The sequence below is a fragment of the Deltaproteobacteria bacterium genome (assembly GCA_016933965.1).
Taxonomy (GTDB): domain Bacteria; phylum Desulfobacterota; class Syntrophia; order Syntrophales; family UBA2210; genus JAFGTS01.
In genome coordinates, this window is sequence record JAFGTS010000033.1 from 1 (window position 1) to 22779 (window position 22779).

A 22779-nucleotide genomic window follows, 5' to 3' on the forward strand; every position below is an offset into this window, starting at 1 on the left:
AGCCCATAACTGCTTAAAAATACTGGATTCCGTGTCAAGCACGGAATGACAAGCCAGAGCAGAATCGACTTTTTGCGAGTGCATCAAGATTGCTTCGTCGCTTTGCTCCTCGCAATGACAGAACAAAAAAACGTCATTGCGAGTCCGCCAAAGGCGGACGTGGCAATCTCGCGGAAAGGTCTTCAAGCCATGAGATTGCTTCGTCGTTTCACTCCTCAATGACAAAACAAGGAAGATCCTGGCAACATATGCTCTTAATAAATCGTCAGGTCATGTAAAGAGTCATTGCGAAACTGCCGTAGGCAGGCGTGGCAATCTCTTGGATAGTCATTCAAACAATAAGATTGCTTCGTCACTTCGCTCCTCGCAATGACAGAAAAAAAACGTCATTGCGAAACTGCCGTAAGCAGGCGTGGCAATCTCGCGGTGGGATTGTTTCATTGTAATGACTCGTTGGTAGCACTTACGATTACCCATTCCCGAATAACGATTCCCGAATAACGATTCCCGAATCCCGAATACATGGATCCTAGAACAGGCCCTCAAGCAGTTTCTCGACGGCCTTTTCCGTCTCTCCCCCGGAACCTTGCGGCAGTTTCTTCCGGATCTCGTCGAGCCCCTTGTTGATCCCCTTCTTCAGATAGAACTTTGAAAGCGCTCCTGTGACATACTGAACATCGAGGAAGGGGACCGGTTTCCGGACGGAACCTTTCAGCGTGAGCGGCAGGACCATCATCTGTTTCTCATTGAGAAGCGCTTCGAGGACGGCGGCCTTTTCAACCAGGCTTTTCGAGTGTCTCGGTGAAAGTATCACCCTTCCCTTCATGTCAAGGGCATCATTCTCCATATCGACGGAACCGGCAAACTCCGCAATGGAATCGGTCGCCTTGCTCGTCTGGATGTTTACGAGACGCAGTGATTCAACGTCTATGACGCCGCCCCGGAGCACGTATTTGAGATCGAGTGTTTCGAATTTCGTGGAGATATGCTTTGAAGCTTCCCCGCCTTCCGTTACGATGAACCTGCTCACTCCCTCAAGACCGAAAAGGGAATCCAGTACAGAGTCAACGAGATCGAAGTTTTTCCATTCTCCCTTGCTGATCGAAAACGTTCCTGACGAATAGAACGCTGCTTTTTTGTCGTCGGACGGCACCCCTTGAGCCTTGATATCTCCCGCCGCGGTCCCCGTGAAAAGACCGCCGTAGTCCGACAGTGCCGTCAGCACGCTGTTCACGTTTACCGCGTTGAAGACGGGATGGAATTCCCAGCTCTTCTCCTTCAGACGATATGCCCCTTTTCCGGTAAGGGAACCGCCGAAAAGCGCCGCGGAGAGCGCGTTGACGGTAAAGACCTCCGGTGAGTAAGCAAAGTCGGTGTGCACTGTGTCTATCGATATACCGGAAAGTGAACCGCCCGTGACATCGGCTACACCCGTTGCCGCTATGTCCTTTTTCCGTGTCCCCTTCACTGCGAGAGAAACCGTGTTGATACTTCCCTTCCGGACGGAACCTTCCTTTCCGGCTGCAGGCGGCAACTGAAATCCTATCTGTTGTGACTTGATCGCTGCTTCAAACCGGGAGTTGTCCACCGGCCCTTTCAGGGTGGCTTCCGCCGTCACCGTTCCCGTCAACCCATATGGCTTGAGAAGGGGGATAAGGGTTTCCCAGCCGGCAAGAACGAGAGGTTCCGTCCTGACGGCGATATCCGCCTGTGTCCCTTCTTTTCCGAGAGTGACCATGCCCTTCGCCCGGGTCGTAAGATTCTTCAGACCGACGGTCAGCTCCTCCATGGTGAGCGTGTTCCCCTTTTTGTCTCCCGTAAAATGGAGAGACCCGGGTATTCCCGCAGGTTTGGCGAATATCTCCCCGAATGTGACCGCCATGGCATCGATGATGACCGATGCATCGACCGAGAATTGTTCCGCCCTTCCCTTTGATCGCAGGGCAATGTCACCGGAGCCTTCGACCTTCAGGGCTTCCGGAAGGGTAATCATCGAGGCTGGCGCCACCGACAGAAGGGAATCGGGTCGGAGCCGTTCACCTTCCACAACAAGATCCCAGGCGACTCCATGGAGCAGGTCATCGACGGTTCCCGTCATCGTCAGGCGGTTGTCATTGACCGACAGCGCTGCCGACTCGAGGGCGAGGTGCTCGTTCTTGTAATTCAGCACGCCCTTGCCGTCGACAAGGATGTTCAGTTCTCCCGATGGTTCCTTCCACGCCGGCAGCTTCACGGCGAGGTCGTCAATCTTGATCGAAAGGTTCGTTGTGATATCGCCTGACAGCGCACCTTCGGCTGAGATATCGGCTGAAAGCGTTCCCGATGGTATATCAGGATTTTTCAGGTGGGGCATCTTCTTCAGTGACAGCTTATCGACCGAAAGGGTGCAGGCAAAGGGGGCATCGGCAGGGGCAAGGGGATTTCCGAGGGGACCGGCGGTTCCCTTGAGTTCAATGTTTCTTTTCCCCTGTTTGAAGAGGTCCAGGCTGATCGCAAATCTTACGGGATCGGTGAAAGAAATGTCGGCGAGGGATATGTTCAGGTCATCGATCACAAGCGGCTGCTCTCCGGGAAAGGTCAATTCGTCCCGGTAGCTGACATGCCCCTTCTCGATCTCAAAGTTCTTCACGAACAGGAGCGGCAGGGGCGGAGGGCTTTCCTGGACGGTTTCTTCACGTGCCTCCTTACCTTCCGTCGTACCGGGCGGCACCCGGTCTTCTTCGACGGTGACGTCCTTTCGCCCACCCGCCATGTCGGCAAAATTGAATATCCCTTTCTCGTTCCGGATCACCGAGATGACCGGCTCTTCAAGGATGACCCTGTTGACCTTCACCTCTTTTCTGATGAGCGGCATCAGCTCCACGCGGATACGCGCCTTTTTCAATGTCAGAAAATCCGAGTCGGAAAAGGCCGGATTGTCCGATACCCGCAGGTTCTGGATCTCCGCTCCGAGACCTGTAAGAATGGTGAGCTCGATATGATCGAAATCAACACTTCTGTGAAGCACCGGCTCCAGCCGTTCAAGGACAGGTCCCTTATAGCGGTCGAGATCCACCATGAAGGGTGCAGCGATAATAAGGACCACGCACGCGACCAGAAAGAGCACGACGGCGACGATGACTTTTTTCATTCGTCTTTCCCCCTTCCCCTCTGTGCGCCTGACACCCGGCGCCGTTGCATTTCTCTACCGGGCACCCGAAAGGGATGGCCGGTATCACTTCTTTTTCGTTTCGTCCTTCATCCTGTTCTTGAGGATATCACCGAGGGTACCCATCGAGGGAGAAGCGGTATCCACCATATATTCATGATACTCCTCGTCATCCTTCTTTTCGGCTCCTCTTTCCCCCTCGCCGGCCGAAACGGGCAGGGCCAGTGAAATGCGCCTGTTTTCGGCATCAACGGACTCCACCACCACGTCCATCCGCTGTCCCTCTTCGACCACGTCACTGGGGTGATTGATCCGCCTGCCCCTTCCCAGTTTTGATATGTGCACGAGGCCGTCAACACCGTCCTCGAGGGTCACGAAAGCGCCGAATTTCGCCAGGCGGGCGATAACACCACTGTAGGTCGCACCCTCGATATATTTTTTCTGCACGGAATCCCAGGGATCGGGCAGTGTCGCCTTCATGCTCAGCGAGATCCGGTCTTTCTCCCAGTCAAGGTGGAGAATGACGACTTCCACCTCATCCCCGGGAGAAATATGATCGCTGATCCTTTCCACTCGCCCCCAGCACATTTCCGATATCGGGATGAGACCCTGGATCCCGTCAAGATCGACAAAGGCACCGAACTTCTGAACGGATGTGACCTTTCCCTTGATCCGCATGCCCTCCTGCAGCGTGCCGCGAAGTTCTTCCTTCTTTTTCCGCAGTTCTTCCTCCATGACCGCGCGATTGGAAATGATGATGTTCCTGCCTTTTTCTCCATACTCGGTAATGATGAAGGAAAGATGCCGTCCCTCGTATTCACCGGGATTTTCGATACGCTGCATCCCCATCTGAGAAAAGGGACAGAACGCCCGTGTCTTGCCGGCGAGGCGTACCTGAAAACCGCCCTTTACTTCCTTTTCTACCTGGCCTTCAACAGGTATTCTGTTCCGGTAGGCCTGTTCCAGGAACTGCCTGCCCGATTCCCCCCTGCCGATCCTGGTGGTAAAGAGCATTTCATTGTTTCTGGAAGACAGAAAATACGCCGTCACACTGTCGCCGACGGAGACCGACAGTTGACCTTCACTGTCCATCAGTTCCTTTACATCCAGGTATCCCTCACTTTTTCCTCCAAGATCGAGGAATATCCAGTCCGGGGTAATGTCAACGATCTTTGCCTCCACCATTTGACCCGGTTTCAATCGCTCTGTTCCGGCGAGATTCTGTTCGAGAAGTTCCTCAAAGCTTTCCATTTCGGAAGCTTTCGGTTCGTTTGTTCGTTCATCATTCATACAAATACCGTGTTACTCCTTTCACTCTGCTGTTTTTGATGTTAAACCGGCGCATCTTTTACCACAGACTGCCCGTTCCCGCCAGTCATCTGTCATCGGATCAACACCAAAAAATAAGATCGGACAACGCCGCATCCCGACATTGTCGTTTCCGTATCGAATTGGGCTACCATACCAGATAATTGAAGATGAATATATGACAACTTCATTTCATCCGCGGCAGAACGATGATTTTTACGGGGTCATCAATGAGTTTTTGGCAATAATGATTTTTTCTGATACCCTGTGGGCGAATTGAACGGAAACCCGGGGACACGATCAGGATACCGCCATGACCCTCAGAAATGATATCGCACCTCTTGTAGAAACCATCATAGAACCCGTGTATCTGGTCGGAGGATCGGTACGGGACCACCTTATGGGCCTTGAACCGAAAGATTATGATTTCGCGACGCCCCATGCCCCGGAAATGATCGAAGCATCCATTCGCCGTTCCGGCAGAAAACCGTTTCTGACGGGTAAACGATTCGGAACGATAGGAGTAAAGATCGCCGGCACATTGGTCGAGATCACCTCCTTCAGAACCGAAACATACCGCAGGGGAAGCCGAAAACCCGATGTGGAGTTCGTCGATGATCTTTCCGCGGATCTCAGCCGCCGGGATTTCACCATCAATGCCATGGCGCTTCGGCAGAACCGACTGATCGACCCCCACGATGGGAGGTCTGACATAGAACACCGGCTTATCAGGTCCGTCGGGACGGCCACCTCGCGCTTCAAGGAAGACCCCCTGCGGATGCTCAGGGCGGCTCGACTGGCCGCCCAGCTCGGGTTCACCATAGAACCGGAAACCCTGAAGTCAATGGCACGAAACAGTTACCGGATACTCGAGGTCAGCAGGGAACGATGGGTCGCTGAGATGGATCGTCTCCTCCTGTCACCGGCGGTTTTCTCCGGTCTTGACTATCTCATGGAAACACGGCTGATCTCGTACATGATACCGGAATTGTCCATCCAGAAGGGTTACGATCAGAACAGCCGGTATCATGGTAAAACCCTCTGGGAACATACGCTTGCCATGGTCTCTCTCACAGAACCGGAGATAGAAATGCGCTGGGCCGCTCTTCTCCATGACATGGCCAAACCTTTTGTCCGGGTTGATAAAGAGGACCGGAGCACGTACGCCAAACACGACATCCTGGGCGCCGAGATGGTCATCCGTCTCGGCAGGTACCTGCGTTGGTCCAACAACCGCATCGAACGGGTCAGCGGGCTTGTCCGTGACCATCTGAAGGAAAGCACTCCTCTGCGGGACGCCGATGATCGCGCGAAGCACTGAGGAACATTATCACAAGGTCATACCGCCTGAGACATGGGTATGGAGGAACAGCGATCATGAAAGGAGAGCAGCGAATCGCCGAGGGCATTTACCTCATTGGAGGTCCTGATATATCACATGCCGATGACGCGGCGGTGTTTCTCATTGACTTCGGCAATGAGCTCGTCATGATCGATTCGGGTGCGGGCAAGACGCCGGAACGGCTGGTACATGCCATTGAGAACCTGTATCTGCGTCCCGAGGATATATCAACGCTCATATTGACGCACTGCCACATCGACCATATCGGCGCCGCACCCTATTTCAGGGAACGGTTTCAATGCAGCCTGATCGCCCATGAGCTCGATGCGGCGGCCATCGAAACGGGAGATCCCGTTCAGACGGCTGCCACCTGGTACGGAACCGACTTCCCGCCTACGCTGATAGACAGAAAACTCGACGGAGAACATGAAGTTCTGAACTTCGGTGATGACGAGCTCCACTGTCTCCACACCCCCGGACACACCCCCGGTTCTATCTCCCTTTTCATTGACCGTGGCGGCAAGCGTATCCTCTTCGGACAGGACATTCACGGTCCCTTTCTCCCCGCCTTTCGTTCCGACCTGAATGAATGGAAAAGATCAATGAAAAAACTGATTGATCTGAAGGCGGACATTCTCTGCGAGGGGCATTTCGGTATCTTCAGATCCCCTTCAAGCGTGAGGGCCTACATAGAAAATTACTTAAGCCAGTATTAAAAAAGAAATCCACAGAGTTGTTGATACTCTTGTTGATAACCATGTTGATAAAGTACGTAAATGCTTTATAACCTCACCTTTCTTACGGAGTGCCCGCACTTTACGCAAAAATAATAACATGTAATATCAATATGTTAAGAAGTTTTCGTTGTATGACGAATGGTTAGCGTCAGAGAACGGAAAAGCGGTGGAATGACATAAACAGATGTCTGATATCACCCTGTTCGAGCTAAGTTTGTGTTTTGCCTCGCATGCTTTGTAAATCCTGCGCCGAAGGACCCTGTTACCTGCCGATGAACGTATAGTAATTGTACATTTCGGAAAGGGCCCGTACGGCACGTTCCGGTGTCGGATAGAAGACGCTTTTATAGATACGGTCTTCCACGTTGAACACGGTCTGATCGTTCGTCCCGGTCAACAATTTGACACCGAAGATCGGCTTTTCGTATTTTTCCATCAATCGGGCGACAAGTTTTATATATTCCTTTTCGAAGTCATAGAGAAACCGGTCGGCCGCCGCGAGAAACTCCTCCGTATATGAAGGGTCCGAGTGGCGGACCGAGTCGACGAGCCTGCTGACGAATATGCTCCTCCCGAGAATTCCCAGGTTTATCACCGCGTCGCATTCATCCCATTTCAGGAACTCTTCCATGATGATGCCGGGGATGCTGTTGTCGGTCTCTCCGACGATATCGGCGGGGTTTGACCTGCTCCAGTACGGCGGCAGGATCCTGTCGATCCGCCGCAATATCTCATCAGGCACTTCCGGCACTTCAAGCCCCGCCTGTATGCACATGTCCGCGGTTATGACACCCCAACCTCCGCCGAGTGTCAGGATACCGACCCTGTTTCCCTTCGGGAGGGGGAGAGACGAAAAGGCGGCGGACAGGTCGAGGAGGTCCATTGACTGGTCCACCTTGACGATACCGGCCTGTCTGCAGACGGCGTCGAATATGCGAGAGTCCGTTGAGAGGGCCCCCGTATGACTCGCGGCCGCCCGGTTACCCGCTCCCGTCTGACCTCCTTTTAGAAGAACGATCGGCTTCTTTTTCCCCACGCGACGGGCCCCCTCGAAAAAGCGACGCCCGTCTTTGACGCTTTCAACATAGAGCATGACGATCTTTGTCAATTCATCGACCTCGAAGCCTTCGATGAAATCCTCCACGGTCAGCATCGCCTCATTTCCGGAACCGCAGAATCCCCGCACGCCGATCGCCTGTTCCTCTGCAAAGGCAAGCAACTGGACCCCAAGGTTCCCGGATTGCGCTACGACAGCCGTGGAACCCGGCATCGGTTTCACGGGCAGCCCGAGGCAGTAAAAATCCTTATGGGGATTGCAGATGCCCATCGTATTCGGACCGAGGATCAGTATCCCCGCGCGTCGTGCCGCCGTGATCAGTTCCCGTTCGAGTTCTTTACCTTCATTTCCGGTTTCGCCGAAACCGGAGGTTATGAGCAGCATGAAACGAATTCCTTTTTCCTTGAACTGATCGATCAGTTCCATTACCTGTGCGGCCGGGATGGTGACAATTCCCAAGTCAACGGGACCGGGAATTTCAAGGACCGAGCGATAGACCTCACGACCGGCGATGGTCCCGCCCTTCGCGTTCACCAGATACATATCGCCCTGGTATCCACCGCTTATGGTATTCGTCACCAGCATATGTCCCCATTTCCCCATCTGGCCCGAGGCGCCCACAAAAGCAACCGATCGGGGATAGAAGAGATGCCTGATCGTCAGGGGGTCGACGGGCTCAATGTCCTCTTTTTTTTCAGGTGGATCGCCGAGGACCACCAGCGCGTCGACAGCGAGAACCGAGCCATCATGAGACAGGATGAGGGGATTGATGTCTATCTCGGCGATATCGTCCATTTCCGAACCCAGGCGGGAAAGTCCCATGATGGTCCGTACCAGTTCATCGCGCCGCGCGGCCGCTTCGCCCCGGAAGTCCCCCAAAAGGGCCTGCGCACGGATCTCGCGGAGCATATCAAGGGCGTCCGCCTCCATGAGCGGCGCCACCCTGAACGCAACGTCCGAGAGCGCTTCTGTAAAAACACCCCCCAGGCCGAACATGACCACCGGCCCGAACTGCCGGTCACGGAACAGGCCTGCCACGAATTCACGGTTCCCCCTGATGTGCGGTTGAAGGAGCATGCCTTCGAGCTCTTCTCTCGCTTCTTCGATTACCGCGGCGGCGGCTTTCCTGACGGCATCGCCATCCCCGAGCTCCAGATGGACAAGGCCCCGCTCCGTCTTATGCATGAGTGTCGCCCCCATTCCTTTCAGCACCAGGGGATAGCCGATCCTCTCCGCTGCGGCAACGGCCCCGTCAATATCATGCACGACCTGTTCATCGACGACGGGAACGTTGAATTCCCTGAGCATTTCCTTTGATTCGCTTTCCGTCAGTGCCCTCCTCCCGTCGCTTTTCGCCCGCTCTATCAACTCTCTTGGATTCACCAGGTGTCTCCTTCTCTCATTAAACAAAGTATAGGAATCATTTATTATCACAACGGGAGGAATATTGACAATCGGGAAAGGAGGTCACGGATTAATCCCTGTCCACCCCCTCGAGAAGGCCCGTTTTATTGATGATCGGTTTTCCATGACCCGGGTACAGTGAGCGTATATCGAATGAACACAGGCGTTCAAAAGACTCCTGAATGTCTTTGCTGCTGCAGCAGAAACGGTTGACCTCACCAGTCCCGCTCATGTTCAGTATCGTGTCGCCCGAGATCAGAACCCCTTCGCTCCTGAGCAGAAAGGAGATACTGTCCGGCGTATGGCCCGGTGTGGCGATAAGCTCCCATGCCGTCATGGCCGGAACGGGTTTGCCTTCTTCCAGGTTGCAGAGGGGCTGGAAACCGAGCGATACTCTCCTCCTCAGAAAAGGCAGAGGGATGCCGGCCTTTGCGCTCATGGCCCCATCGATCAGGTTTCCCCCGTGGCCGTTCATGTTCATCATGACCGGGAGGAGACCCGTGAACCATCGCGTGAAGGGCGGCACGGCAAGTTTTTGCTCTCCCCTCAGATATGCTCCCACACGTGAGTGAAAGTTCACTTCCGCGCGTGGAAAAAGGCTTCTCAGATGCGGTATGCCACCAATGTGATCGATATGATAATGGGTCGCCGTTATCAGCTTCAGATCATTCATGTCCCGCTTCAACACATGCCTCACCTGCTCCATGACCTGCCGGGCCGCCCGTCGCGATCCCACGTCAACCGCGACGATCCCCTCATCGCTCTCGATGAGATAGGTATTTGCGTATCCCCCATAGACCGGGTGTATCTTCATCGCCCATCCTTTCAGCGTTCTCGCGATTTTTCACGGCACTCATTCCCGTGCGCTCACTCCGAATCATGGGTCTTGCTTCCATTTCTTATCATGCCGCTTCGTGATAGGTCGGCTGCTCAACAGTACATATGTCGCTCCGGTGCCTCCGTCACATGCGCGGGTGCTCAAAAAAGCGATGACCCACTTTCGCCACGGTCTTCTTCCCTCTCCTCTTCCCGCAATGGGGTGAACGGTACGGAACTTTTCACGGTCGGAAGGGAAAGTTTTTCAAGTTCCTTTTTGATCTTTTTAAAAGGTGTGTGAGTGAGACCGCCTTTTTGCGATTTCATGACGGCATCTCCCCCGATTGCTTTTCAGCGCTTCACACCGGATCACGTGTTCGCAATATGCCTGACCATCTGCCGGTACACGCCGGTCAGGATATCCTGCGGCAGAAAGTAATCCGGACGGGCTTTCAGTGCGGCTGCCACCAACAGTTGAACCGCCCGATCGATATCACCGGTACGACGATAGGTCCTTTCCATCAATGTGCGGAACGTGCCCGCGGCGTCGATGCTTGCCGTCATGTATGCTTCCGCCTCTTCTCCGGTGATATATCCGAAATGATCGGCGCAGGCGTATCGTATTTCAAGTTTTTCCAGTTTTTCAAGACTCTCCTGATATTGCGTGTAATTTGAATTGCCCGATGGAATGATATCATTGCCGTAAGGAATTCCTCCCGCGTCCGATGGGAAGAGGGCTTTCAACTCGGGCACGTAGGCCGACAGGCAACAGGAAGAATGCCCCGGTGTTTCAATGATCGAAACGGTCAGGCCTCCCACGTCAAGCCTGTCACCGTCACGCACGGTCAACCCCCGTATATCATCGCGCCATTCATGGTCCTCTGCCGCCGGCAACTGTTCTTCCCTGACTCCCATTATTTCCATGGTCGCCCGGGAATAGAAATTGATCGTGTCCAATGCCCTGGGCATGGAAAGGATTTCCCAGGCACGCGGTGACGCGTACACGGTCAGACCGGGGTTCTTTCGTGCGAAATAGGGAACGATCCCTACGTGGTCGAAATGCGAGTGGAGGATGAGCAGTTTTGTGATCCGGCCCTGATCGATCCCGAATTCCCGGAATTGACGGAGCACATCAGGAATGATACAACTCATCCCGCCACTGATAATAATAGCCTCCGCCGCACCCTGCACGAGATACACGCAGGATTCCGCTCTCCCGAGAAACCAGAGACCTTCACAGATTCTTCCCGGTTCACGGTGTCGCAGGTCACCCTCCTTCGCGCCGTTATTGAAACAGCTTGTCAGTGTTCATGTATTCCGCAACCAAATACCATGTTTCAGTGAAAATGTCACCTCGCGTCACAGGCTCTTTTTATGAGAAGAGGTTGTTTTTTCCCGTTTTCTCTTGCCGATGATTTGTGATACTATCAGCAAAACAGAATTCATAACGTTGTATCAGTCATAAAACGAAAATTCGAAACGTGTTTCATTCATCACACAGAGGGGGGTATAATCATGAAACATTTTCACAAGGTTTTAATCATCATTGTTACCGCGTCATTTCTCGCCGGGTGCTGCGGTATGAAGGAATGTGAAAAAAAATGGCAGGAATGCGCTATCGCTGGTGCCGTTATGGGAACAGCGATCGGTGCTATCGGCGGATATCTGATCGGCGATGAGTCCGACGAACCGGGCGAGGGTGCCGCCATCGGCGCGGCGGCCGGAGCGCTCATCGGCGGAGGAACGGGGTACCTGCTGTGCCGCGAAACCGACTTCGATGGTGACGGTGTTCCCGATTCCCTTGACGCCTGTCCGAACACTCCCGCACAGGTCGTCGTCGATGCGAAAGGGTGTCCCGTCGATACCGACGGTGATCTCGTCCCTGATTATCTCGATCAGTGCCCGGGAACACCGAAAAACGTGAGAGTTGACGGCAAGGGATGTTGCCTCGATTCGGACGGTGACGGCATCGCCGACTATCGCGATCAGTGCCCAGGCACTCCCATGGGAACGGCAGTTGATGATACGGGATGTCCTCTCGGCGAAAAACCCGCACCGGTCGTGCTCGAAGGTATCGTATTCGATTTCGATAGTGCCGTGATCAAGGAAGGCTCAAAGAGGATACTTGACATGACGGCACTGAAATCCCTCCAGGATAATCCGGAGCTTCGGATAAAGATCACCGGTCATACCGACAGCGCAGGTCCCGATGAGTACAACCGCATGCTTTCAATGAAACGTGCCGAAGCCGTCAAAGAATATCTGGTATCGATGGGTATCGCGGGGGAGCGAATAGAAACGGAAGGCATGGGAGAAACAAGCCCCATAGCTTCCAATGATACCGCCGAGGGAAGAAGCAAAAACCGGCGGGTGGAGCTTACGACCATCTCACAGTAAAAAAGGACGGAGGCCATAGAAGGGGCGGGTATGTTATCCCGCCCTTTTTTTGGGGGACTTTCCTGATCTTTTTCCCGTTCCGGTTTTGTGGACCGGAGCGTTTTTCCGTTCCCTCAACAGGCGCGATATATCCTTCTGCCTTCTGGTAACCCGCTCACCTGCCATGGGATCCTCCGTTTCACTCTCTGGGGCGCCGCCCCGCAGGGCATATATCGGCCGCCCTGCGATGCCGACCTACCCTTTTCTTCTTCTCTTGCGGTGTTTGTGTTTGCTGATCTTCTTTCTTCTTTTTTTCCGGTCATTCGCCATATGGTTCTCCATCCCCTATGTTGTGGTCCCTTACGGCCTGTCTCCGAAATCCCACTAGAGAGCGACAAACCGTTCATGCCGGCCGGATTGTGACTCAGGAGCCTTTTCATAAAAAATACGCAACAAAATGTCAAGCGTCACGCCGTTCAATTTCTCTTTTCACGGTGTCCAGCAGAGGGCCCTCGAAAAGACAGAGCCTGATGACTTTCAATGTGGAATCAGCGTGCCCGGAAAAGAATGCTCTCACCGCTTTCAGATAGGCCCTGGCGCATACGTCATGGGGAACGGCGAATATACCTGAGCTGATCCCCGGAAAGGAAAGCGACGACCACCCTCTTTCATGGGCGAGAAGAAAGGCCGACTCAAGGGCCTGAACGAGTTTTTCTTCCTCTTTCCCCTGCCCCATCCGTGGACCGATGGCGTGAATAACGCCTTTAAAAGGCAATTTACCGGCGGTCGTCATAACGGCCCCACCCGTCGGAACGGGACCCTGTTCCCGGACGAGCCTGTCCCCGTCGACCACCAGGCTGTTTCCGGCGGCACGGGCTATAGCGGCCGCCACCCCGCCGCCGTGAGCAAGCATACCGTTCGCGGCGTTCACGATACAATCCACCGGTTCCCGGAGAAGGTCATGAACAACTACCTTGAATTCTCCGCCGCCTTCAAATGTCAGGCTCGCAATCAGTCTTTCGTCCATCCTGTATTCTCCTTTCTGACACGTATCAAGACCCTCGCAAAAGATAGAACAAAGGTGTCATCCCCGCAAAGGCGGGGATCCAGCAGGTAACCATTCTTTTGCATTGACAGAATGTCGCAATATCTCTTATATTGCCGCCGATTCGGCTCATCAGTATATAATTTGAATAATTATATGCATATCATATCGGAGTTTGAGAAGGACAGATTAATTCAGCACAATCAGGCCGAACTCGGCGCTCTGTGCGATGAATCATGCTGGCTTCCACCGGAGAACCAACGTATCGCCGAGGACACACGCCGGCGACTGCTCGATCTTCTCTCGTCACGGATAAATTTCTCATTCAGTGGCACGAAACCGCACAGCGGCATGCTCTCTCCCGGATGCCGCCTCTGCGGCGAGGGGCTGTGGTCGTGTCTTTTTATAAATAATATCTGCAATGCCAATTGTTTTTACTGTCCTTCGGAACAGAAGCAGCGTGACATTCCGACGACGAACGTCCTGCAATTCGATTCTCCTCCCGATTACACGGACTACCTCGCTACCTTCGGATTCAAGGGAGCCAGCATCAGCGGAGGCGAACCGTTCCTGACCTATGAGCGAACCATCCGGTTCGTGAGACAGGTAAAAAAGAAATTCGGTGACGGGATCTATCTCTGGCTCTATACCAACGGCATTCTGGCCACGCAGGAGTCGCTCGGACAGCTTGCGGACGCCGGTCTTGACGAGGTCCGATACAATATCGGCGCCACCGGGTTCTCTCTGGAACACGCCCAAAAAGCCGTCGGGATCATCAGGAACGTGACCGTTGAAATACCGGCCGTTCCCGAGCGGTTTGATATTCTTGCTGAAAGAATTGTCGATATGTACGAGGCGGGCATCGATTTTCTGAACCTTCATCAGATCAGGTGCACGGCCTATAATTCCCGGCACCTTACGGACCGCGACTACACCCTCCTTCATGGCCCGTCCGTTGGTGTCCTTGAATCGGAACTGACGGCGTTGAAACTGCTCAACCTCATTGCCGAGCGGAGCATCGGCCTTCCGGTGAACTACTGCGCCCTCATATACAGGAATCGGTATCACGCGAAAGCAGCCCACCTCAGGTACGCACCGTTAATGAAAAGGTCCTTCGAAAACATCACCGGTACCGGCATGATCAGGAACCTTTCGGCGGTCCTGCCTCCTGACGCCATTTCCTCGCTTGAAGGGCATTTCATAGCGGCGGGCCATGACCCGTCGACATGGTATTACGACCGTTCGTCCCGAAGCCTCCATTTCGGTGCAGAGCTGCTTTCGCCGGTCCTTGCACAGGGTTCCTCTCTGACCATTTCATATTCCATCGCGATGCTCCGTCAAGCCGTGACATATCGAAATCCTTTCCGCGAGATCAGGCTTAACAAACACCGGAAGGTCGCGGTCGAGCGCAGCAGGCTTTACCATAACCTTGAACTGACCCCTCCCGAGGCCCGGTTCTTCAAGAAGCATATCCTCGACAGGCCCGGTTGGTCACCCGATATCGATGAGATCATTAGTCTGTTGAAATCGGAAATGGATGTTGACTGTTCCGCCGGAGACCGGGAGAAATGGTGCCGCATCCTCCAGGCGGAACGGATCAGAGAGGGGTTGCTCGAATACTACTGAGACGAGTTGAGATTCGGGATCTACACCCGCCACGGCTTGATATCAAGGATCGGGGTACCGTCGATGATATCCAGGCCCTTGACGCGAATTATATTCCTTTCAACGGAGATGACCGTCACAACGGACATGCCGATCGGATTCGGGCGCCGGGGCGAGCAAAGGTCAAAGACCCCTCTCTTTTCCCTGTTCCTGTCTCCGCGGGGATGCTGAATAAGGTCCCGGGATGGGTCAAAGGGACTGCTTTTGTGAAAGTGAAAGAGCACAACGATGCGGTCACCTTTCTCAATCCCCTTCAGCCCCTCCACAAATTCCTCGTCAATGATCAATTCACCCTCAACCGCTGACTCGGCCCAATACGGAGGAACAGCGGGCTCCTGCGTTCTGACCTCTCCTATCCTGTTCAATATCACGGGCATGAGATAATTCTTTGAAAAAATCTCTTTGAATGGAAAACCTCCCCCGTTCCCGGGGGAGGTTCTTTCGTTGATACAGGTTGCCCTATCCCAGTTTTTTAAGCAGTTCTTCCGAAACTTCTTTTACACCGGGCAGGCCGTCTACCTCGATGACCTTCACGCGTTCCTTAAAATACAGTATCGCTGCGGAGGTTCCCGTCTTTGTGTCGTAATATATCCCGTGCCGCTTGTCGATCGCCGCTTCATCCTGGTCGTCGGCCCGGGTGCTCAGGTCACCGCCGCAGACACGGCAGATGAACTTCCCATCCTTCTCGGCGGGCTTGATGGCATCGATATAGATATTGTTGGGGTGATTGTTGTCATTGGCACACAGTCTCCTGCCCATGATCCGCTTCTTTGCCGTGTCACGGTCCAGGACGATCTCGATCACATAGTCGAGATCCATGTTCTCTTTCTGAAGGGCATCGAACATCGCTTCAGCCTGCGACAGGTTACGGGGGAATCCGTCCAGAAGCCACCCCTCCTTGCAATCCCCTTCTTTCAGGCGGTTCAGGATCATGGGAATGGTGATGTCGTCAGGAACCAGTTCGCCCCGATCAATAAAATCCTTCGCTTTCCTGCCGAGTTCGGTTCCTTTTGAGATATTATCCCTGAAAATGACGCCCGTCTCGATGTGGGGAACATTATACTTCTTCTGCACAATGGCACCCTGGGTGCCCTTTCCGCTTCCATTGGGACCAAAAATCAAGATATTCATACCTTCTGTTCCTTTCCTCCATTTTTGCGCTCACGGCATCGCCCTTATAAGAAATTATCGACCCCTTGGCAAGGGTAAAAATGCATCGTCGAGTCCTTCCCGGATCCCGGAATGATATAAACGGTCATACTATGTGAACAGGCAGGTCAGATCCCGTCCGCATCATCAAGCGCGGCAAAATCGTCACGGCGCGGTGTAAAGACGTCAATGATCGTGCATGCCGTAACGGTCTCCCCCGAATGGCGCAGATCGGAAGGGATGATGATCGACACCGGCGCTTCAAAGATTCCCGATACGTCACCAACGGTAAATTTCAGCGTCCCCTCCAAAAGATTCATGATCTGCTCATGGGGATGGGCATGTTCCGAAATAACGGCGCCCGGTTTGAACGTCCAGAACGAAACGGTCATGTTTTCGGAATGGGCGAACCGAACGGAACCTCCGGGAACCAGTTCGCGCTCTTGTATCGACTTCAGGTCAAAAACCTTCATATGCTCTCCTTTCCTTTCAGGGGAAACGATATTGAACCGATAAAAAGCATGTAAAGGATGAACGACGGGATGTCAAGGAGATACCCCTCTGCATGGACGCCGTATACGCTGGAATGTAACGGTAAGCGGCCGGTCGTCCGTCTTTTCTGTTGACTTTGGGAACGTGATGGATTATTGCTTACAGGGTTTTTCGGTCACTCACGATCCCTTTTACACAGTGTAAAAAATCGTCTTTTGAACACTGAGGTGTGGAGACTTCTATGACAAGCCACGACAATGAAAAAGAGCTCATGGAATTGACCCATGAACCGGTTCCCGGATACCGTCCGGCGTTTTTCATCATTCTGACGATAGCCGTCGTGTATTTTGCCATAATCATGTTCAGCACCATCTGAGTGAAAACCGCACCGGCCTGCTTATACGTGCCATAACGAGCCGGTGTTGAAACCGATGATCGATGCAAAAAGGACAACGCTTCATGGAGAAAAAGGAAAAGGAATATCTCTTTGATAAACCGAAAAACGTGAAACGGCTGCTGGCCTCTTTTTTCAGCTTCCTGGTCTTCCTGCTGGTTGCAGACTTTTTTATCCACAAGCATGGTGATTTCGGCTGGGAAAACTGGCCGGAGTTTTATGCCGTCTACGGTTTCGTCGCCTGCGTCGCTCTCGTTCTTGCCGCAAAGTACATCCTTCGACCGCTGGTGAAGAGACGGGAGGATTACTATGATTAATACCGTTCCTCCCGGACTGATATTCATTGCCGGCGCGCTTCTGATACCCCTGCTCAGGAACAGAACGCTCAAGGGGGCCTATCTCCTCCTTCTTCCGATCATCAGTTTCGTTAATCTTCTCAATCTTCCCGAAGGGACCCATTTCGTAACCGGTTTCCTGGGATATGACCTCTCCTTCGCCCGGGTGGACCGGTTGAGTCTTCTCTTCGGTTACATATTCCATCTCATCACGTTCATCACCATCATCTATGCCATTCACCTGAAAGACGACCTCCAGCACATGGCGGGGTACCTGTACGCGGGAAGCGCCCTCGGTGTCGTTTTTGCGGGGGACCTTTTCAGCCTGTTCATTTTCTGGGAACTCCTTACGGTCGGTTCCGTCTTCCTCATCTGGAGCAGAAGGACCCGGAGATCGCTTGAGGCTGGATACCGCTATGCCCTGTACCATATCGTCGGCGGTCTTATTCTTCTTGCCGGGATATTGCTTTACGTGCACGGCACGGGATCGATCGAATTCAACTTCATCGGGCTTCAGAAGGGAAACCTGGCGACATACCTGATATTCCTCGGCTTCGGCATCAACTGCGCCTGGCCCTTCATCCATCCCTGGCTTACCGATGCCTACCCGGAAGCGACCATCACCGGGGTGGTGTTTCTGAGCGCTTTCACAACCAAGACCGCCGTCTATGTCCTCGCACGCGCATTTCCCGGAACAGGCATACTCATCTGGATCGGCGCGATCATGACCATGTTCCCCATCTTTTACGCGGTCATCGAAAACGACCTCAGGAGGGTCCTCGCATACAGCCTCATAAACCAGGTGGGTTTCATGGTCTGCGGGATCGGGATCGGTACCGAACTGGCCGTGAACGGCGCCGTGGCCCATGCCTTCAATGACATTCTCTTCAAGGGACTTCTCTTCATGTCCGTCGGTGCCGTCATGTACCGCACGGGGAAGATAAACGCCACCGACCTGGGCGGATTGTACAAGACAATGCCGCTCACCTGCATTTGCTGTATCATCGGCGCCGCATCGATATCGGCCTTTCCCCTGTTCAGCGGTTTTGTCAGCAAGTCGATGGTCATGAGCGCGGCCTCCCACGGCGGTATGGGCATCATCTGGTTCATGCTCCTCTTCGCTTCCGCCGGTGTCTTTCACCACGCCGGGATCAAGATACCCTTCTTTGCCTTTTTCTCCCATGATTCCGGGATGCGTCCCAAGGAAGCCCCGCTGAACATGCTGATAGCCATGGGGATCGCCGCATTTCTCTGTATTTTCATCGGTACGTTCCCTCATTATTCAGTGTATCCCCTGCTGCCCTTCCCTGTTCATTACGAGCCCTATACGGCACCACACATCATGGCACAGACGCAGCTGTTATTCTTCTCGGCCCTCGCTTTCACACTCCTTCTCCTTTCCGGCATCTATCCCTCGGAGATGCGGGCGATCAACCTTGACGCCGACTGGCTCTACCGCAAGGGAAGCAGATTGACCGTCTCTGTTGTAACGGGGATAGCAAGCGGGATCGCCCGTGCCTGTGAATATGTGTTCATACGAAGACTTCCGCGGGGACTCGCACTGTTCAGTCGAACCCCACTCACAACCATACTGAGCCTGTACAACCGGATCGAATCATCCCAAAGATGCGGCGAGCAGCGGGCAAAACCGGAACTTGTCAATGTTCTGCCCGCAGGAATACCGGTTATGATCGCCGTTATTTTTCTCTACGTCCTGGCATTTGTTTTTATCATGACCTTTTATTGATGTTTTTTTTCAGGCCACGTTATAGAATACCTCAATTTTCATTGTGATACTGACGGACAGGAGAGGAACCTTCGATCTGACGGTACGGCAAACGCACCGATAGGTTCCTGAAAAGGTCGACATGAAGAAAAACGGCGGTGATTCGCCGCGTCACGAGTCACATGAATCGCTCAACAGGGAATCACGACACTCCCGGTCCGCGCACAACGATGTCCGATACAAACTCCTCTTTCACAAAGCTCCAATCGGGATCTTTCAGTATGATACCAATCTTGTCATCACCGAATGTAACGATTTTCTGTTAAACATGCTGGGTTCAACCCGTGAACGGATGATCGGTCTTGACCTGAAAACGCTGCGGGACCAGGCGATCCTCCCCGCCTTGCGGACATCGCTGTCCGGCCGGGAAGGATTCTATGAAGGACCCTACGTCTCTACCACTGGCGACCAGCGTATATACGCAAGCATGCGGGCAGCCCCTCTCACCGACAGCACCGGGAAAGTGATCGGAGGTGTGGGTATCGTTCACGACATAACGGAGCTGCAACAAAGAGAAGATGAGCTCCGGGAAAGCCGTGAGCGGTACCGCGTGGTCATAGAAAACGCCACCGACATCATATTCCGCACTGATGACACAGGGCGGATATCCTTCGTCAATCCGTTTGCCACAACGATCATGGGGTACAATGAATCGGAACTGATGGGCAAGCATTACCTTGATTTTATCAGAGAGGACTATCGCAAGGAGGCCGAACGATTCTTCGGCATCCAGTTCGTAAAGAAAATCGATAGCACCTATGCCGAATACCCGGTTGTGAAAAAAGACGGCAGGGAATTGTGGCTCGGGCAGAACGTTCAGCTCATCGTCAGAAATGATACAGTGATCGGGTTCCAGGCCGTATCGCGTGACATAACGGAACGCAAGAAACTCGAAGAAGAACTGAGAACAAGCGAAGAGAAGCATCGCTCCATCATCGAGAACATCGAAGAAGGGTATTTTGAAGTAGACCTGAAGGGGAACCTCCTCTTTTTTAACGATTCCCTCTGCCGGATGCTTTCGTATGCCGCTGATGAATTGTGGGGTATGAACTATCGGAAGTTGGCCAACAAGGAAACAGCGAAACGTGTATTTGAGACATTCAATTCCGTGTTCCGGACCGGGAAACCGTCAAAGGCCTTTGACTGGCTTCTCATTGGAAAAAACGGCAGAGCCATACCGATCGAGACCTCCGTGTCTCTCGTCAGCAACGACGCCGGGACCCCGGTCGGATTCAGGGGTGTTGCGAGAGACATCACCGAACGGAAACGTTCCGAGGAGCTTCTCAGGGAAAGCGAGAAAAAATATCGCGAACTTGTCGAGAACATGCGTGACATCTTTTACGTCGCCGATGAGAGCGGAATTCTTACATATATCAGTCCCGTCGTTGAGGCAATAGCGGGGTACCGCCCGGAGGATATTGTCGGACAGCGGATAACCTCTCTCGTGCATCCTGATTACGCCCCCCGTGTCATAAAACAGTTCAGGAACATTATTGAGGGTATCGTCGAACCTGGCGAATACCGGGTTACAATAAAAGACGGCCGTACCATCTGGGTTCGGACCTTTGCGCAGCCGCGATACGATGAGAAAAATCATACTCATGTCATCGGTGTTCAAGGGATCATGACGGATATCACCGACCTCAAACAGGCCCAGGAAGAACTGATAACGCACCAGGAACACCTTGAACTGATAAACAAGATACTGCGGCATGACCTCATCAACGACCTGGCGGCGATTCAAAGCGCATTGAATCTCTTCAGGAATGAAGGGGACGAGAAACTGCTTGCCGAGGCATCCAAAAAAATCGAAAAAAGTGTCTCTCTGATCCGGCGCATGAAAGAGCTGGAATCGTTCATTGCGGCCCATCATGATCTGAAAATCTGTGATCTTGTTGAAGCAATCGACCGTGTCGCGGCAACCTATCCCGCTCTGACGGTAACTGTCACGAATGCGCCATGCCGTGTCCTGGCCGATGAATCGCTTGATTCCGTCATAGACAATATCGTCAGCAATGCCCTGATACATGGGAAGGCCCGGAACATGACCATCAAAACTGAAAAGACCGGAAATGTCTGTAACGTCTTTTTTTCAGATGACGGTAAAGGCATTCCGGAAGAGGTACGAAATCATATTTTTGACGAGGGATTTACCTATGGAGATACCGGCCGGACAGGCCTCGGCCTCCATATCGTCAAAAAGGCCATGACGGCTTATGGTGGTGACGTATACGTCGATGAAAGATCACGCAAGGGAGCATCTCTTGTTCTGCGGTTCAGAATCGTCGAATAACCAAATGATAATACCATCGGGGGTGACCGAATTGAATAGACCGGAGGGTGACAGGAAGGAAACGTCGAGAATGACCGGAGCACGTATTCTGGTCGTTGAAGATGAGATCATTATAGCACGCGACATACAGGCAAAATTACGCACTCTTGGATATGATGTTCCCGATCCGGTCTATTCGGGAGAAGACGCGGTCATAAAAGCAGGCGAACACCAGCCCGATCTGGTGCTCATGGATATCGTCATAAAAGGTGATGTTGATGGCATAGAGGCTGCCCGGGAGATATACAGCCGTTTTGCTATTCCCGTCGTCTACCTGACGGCCTACGCCGATGACAAAACCCTGGCCCGAGCCAAGGTGACCGAACCCTTCGGCTATATTCTCAAGCCTTATGAAGAACGTGAACTGCATAGTTCCATTGAAATGGCCCTGTATCGGAACGAGATGAACAGAGCGTTGCGGAGGAGCGAGGAAAAATACCGAACCATTCTTGAGAATATCGAGGATGGATATTTCGAGGTAGACCTCGCCGGCAACTTCCAGTTCTTTAACGATTCGCTGTGTCGCATTCTGGGATATGAAGAACGGGAAATACGGGGATTGAACAACCGTGCCTATATGAACGAAGAAAACGCCCGTAAGGTGTATGCGTCATTCAACCAGATTTACCGGACGGCCCAGCCGGCCGACATCCTGGATATTGAAATAATTCAAAAGAGCGGGGAGCACCGTCTCATGGAGGCATCGGTTTCCCCCATCATGAACTCCGGCGATAAACCCGTCGGTTTTCGAGGCATTGCACGCGATGTGACCGAACGCCGCAGGTCCGCGGAAGAATTACGTAAAAGTTATGAGCGTCTTCAGCTGACCCTTGAGGGCGTTATTTACGCCCTCGCCTCCGTGGTGGAAATACGGGACTCCTATACAGCGGACCATCAGAAACGTGTGGCACAGCTCGCCGTCGCCATAGGTGAAGAAATGGGGCTCGACAGGAATCACATCGAGGGCCTCCGGCTGGCTTCGGTGATCCATGATATCGGCAAGATCACGGTCCCTGCTGAAATTCTGAGCAAGCCGGGTCGTCTGAACGAAACGGAATTCGCCCTGGTCAAATCTCACCCCCAGGCGGGATATGAAATACTGAAAGGTATCGAGTTCCCCTGGCCGATCGCGGATATAGTCCTCCAGCATCACGAACGTCTTGACGGCTCCGGTTATTCATCGGGACGCAAGAACGACGAAATTCTGCTTGAGGCGCGTATACTTGCTGTGGCAGACGTGTTCGAGGCCATCATGTCACATCGCCCGTACCGCCCTGCTCTTGGAGTTGACTTCGCCATAAACGAACTTGAACAGAAAAAAGGCATCGCCTTTGATCGCGATGCTGCAGAAATCTGCATTTCTCTTTTCAGAGATAGGGGGTTCACCTTACAG

Annotated in this window: 19 protein-coding genes; 8 read left to right on the plus strand and 11 right to left on the minus strand. The window is 53.1% G+C overall.

Annotated elements, in window-relative coordinates; genetic code table 11:
* Positions 1–529: 529 nt before the first annotated feature.
* Together JXO48_08050 and rpsA are read right to left on the minus strand one after the other, a co-directional pair.
* Positions 530–3130, minus strand: coding sequence for an AsmA family protein (locus JXO48_08050; protein MBN2283828.1), 2601 nt, complete (start codon positions 3128–3130; stop codon positions 530–532).
* Positions 3131–3214: 84 nt separating this feature from the next.
* Positions 3215–4399, minus strand: coding sequence for a 30S ribosomal protein S1 (gene rpsA / locus JXO48_08055; GenBank protein ID MBN2283829.1), 1185 nt, complete (start codon positions 4397–4399; stop codon positions 3215–3217).
* Between the two features lie 370 nt (positions 4400–4769).
* Between rpsA and JXO48_08060 the strand changes: the two genes are divergently transcribed.
* Together JXO48_08060 and JXO48_08065 are read left to right on the plus strand one after the other, a co-directional pair.
* Complete coding sequence (locus JXO48_08060) at positions 4770–5777, plus strand: HDIG domain-containing protein (GenBank protein MBN2283830.1); 1008 nt, start codon at positions 4770–4772, stop codon at positions 5775–5777.
* 56 nt (positions 5778–5833) lie between these two features.
* Positions 5834–6514 carry an MBL fold metallo-hydrolase gene (locus JXO48_08065; protein MBN2283831.1) on the plus strand — a complete coding sequence of 227 codons (681 nt, stop codon included), beginning with the start codon at positions 5834–5836 and terminating at the stop codon, positions 6512–6514.
* A 283-nt stretch (positions 6515–6797) separates the two neighbouring features.
* Here the strand turns inward: JXO48_08065 and JXO48_08070 are convergent, their stop codons facing one another.
* The 4 genes from JXO48_08070 to JXO48_08085 form a co-directional block, all read right to left on the minus strand.
* Entirely contained in the window at positions 6798–8975 is a 2178-nt protein-coding gene (locus JXO48_08070) for an acetate--CoA ligase family protein (GenBank protein ID MBN2283832.1), read from the minus strand.
* Between the two features lie 91 nt (positions 8976–9066).
* Entirely contained in the window at positions 9067–9810 is a 744-nt protein-coding gene (locus JXO48_08075; GenBank protein MBN2283833.1) for an MBL fold metallo-hydrolase, read from the minus strand.
* A gap of 164 nt (positions 9811–9974) precedes the next feature.
* Complete coding sequence (locus tag JXO48_08080) at positions 9975–10139, minus strand: hypothetical protein (protein MBN2283834.1); 165 nt, start codon at positions 10137–10139, stop codon at positions 9975–9977.
* 42 nt (positions 10140–10181) lie between these two features.
* Positions 10182–11012, minus strand: coding sequence for an MBL fold metallo-hydrolase (locus JXO48_08085; GenBank protein MBN2283835.1), 831 nt, complete (start codon positions 11010–11012; stop codon positions 10182–10184).
* A gap of 315 nt (positions 11013–11327) precedes the next feature.
* Here JXO48_08085 and JXO48_08090 point away from each other — a divergent pair, with 315 nt between their 5' ends.
* The gene (locus JXO48_08090; GenBank protein MBN2283836.1) at positions 11328–12209 is read left to right on the plus strand and encodes an OmpA family protein; all 882 of its coding nucleotides are present in this window, start codon (positions 11328–11330) and stop codon (positions 12207–12209) included.
* 234 nt (positions 12210–12443) lie between these two features.
* Here the strand turns inward: JXO48_08090 and JXO48_08095 are convergent, their stop codons facing one another.
* The gene (locus JXO48_08095; GenBank protein ID MBN2283837.1) at positions 12444–12530 is read right to left on the minus strand and encodes an AURKAIP1/COX24 domain-containing protein; all 87 of its coding nucleotides are present in this window, start codon (positions 12528–12530) and stop codon (positions 12444–12446) included.
* 118 nt (positions 12531–12648) lie between these two features.
* Positions 12649–13215, minus strand: coding sequence for a macro domain-containing protein (locus tag JXO48_08100; protein ID MBN2283838.1), 567 nt, complete (start codon positions 13213–13215; stop codon positions 12649–12651).
* Positions 13216–13389: 174 nt separating this feature from the next.
* Between JXO48_08100 and JXO48_08105 the strand changes: the two genes are divergently transcribed.
* Positions 13390–14859 carry a radical SAM protein gene (locus tag JXO48_08105; GenBank protein MBN2283839.1) on the plus strand — a complete coding sequence of 490 codons (1470 nt, stop codon included), beginning with the start codon at positions 13390–13392 and terminating at the stop codon, positions 14857–14859.
* A gap of 20 nt (positions 14860–14879) precedes the next feature.
* Here JXO48_08105 and tsaA read toward each other — a convergent pair whose 3' ends face one another.
* The 3 genes from tsaA to JXO48_08120 all read right to left on the minus strand — a co-directional run bounded on the left by tsaA (position 14880) and on the right by JXO48_08120 (position 16520).
* Positions 14880–15275 carry a tRNA (N6-threonylcarbamoyladenosine(37)-N6)-methyltransferase TrmO gene (gene tsaA / locus JXO48_08110; protein MBN2283840.1) on the minus strand — a complete coding sequence of 132 codons (396 nt, stop codon included), beginning with the start codon at positions 15273–15275 and terminating at the stop codon, positions 14880–14882.
* 82 nt (positions 15276–15357) lie between these two features.
* The gene (locus tag JXO48_08115) at positions 15358–16029 is read right to left on the minus strand and encodes an adenylate kinase (GenBank protein ID MBN2283841.1); all 672 of its coding nucleotides are present in this window, start codon (positions 16027–16029) and stop codon (positions 15358–15360) included.
* Between the two features lie 146 nt (positions 16030–16175).
* The gene (locus tag JXO48_08120) at positions 16176–16520 is read right to left on the minus strand and encodes a cupin domain-containing protein (protein MBN2283842.1); all 345 of its coding nucleotides are present in this window, start codon (positions 16518–16520) and stop codon (positions 16176–16178) included.
* Between the two features lie 478 nt (positions 16521–16998).
* Here JXO48_08120 and JXO48_08125 point away from each other — a divergent pair, with 478 nt between their 5' ends.
* From JXO48_08125 to JXO48_08140, 4 genes are all read left to right on the plus strand, one after another.
* Positions 16999–17250: a hypothetical protein gene (locus JXO48_08125; protein MBN2283843.1), complete on the plus strand. Its 252-nt coding sequence runs from the start codon at positions 16999–17001 to the stop codon at positions 17248–17250.
* Positions 17243–19015: a Na(+)/H(+) antiporter subunit D gene (locus JXO48_08130; protein MBN2283844.1), complete on the plus strand. Its 1773-nt coding sequence runs from the start codon at positions 17243–17245 to the stop codon at positions 19013–19015. The genes JXO48_08125 and JXO48_08130 overlap by 8 nt, the downstream gene beginning before the upstream one ends.
* A 121-nt stretch (positions 19016–19136) precedes the next feature.
* Positions 19137–21347, plus strand: coding sequence for a PAS domain S-box protein (locus JXO48_08135; protein ID MBN2283845.1), 2211 nt, complete (start codon positions 19137–19139; stop codon positions 21345–21347).
* A 70-nt stretch (positions 21348–21417) separates the two neighbouring features.
* On the plus strand, positions 21418–22779 hold a 1362-nt coding region (locus tag JXO48_08140), incomplete at its 3' end, for a PAS domain S-box protein (protein ID MBN2283846.1).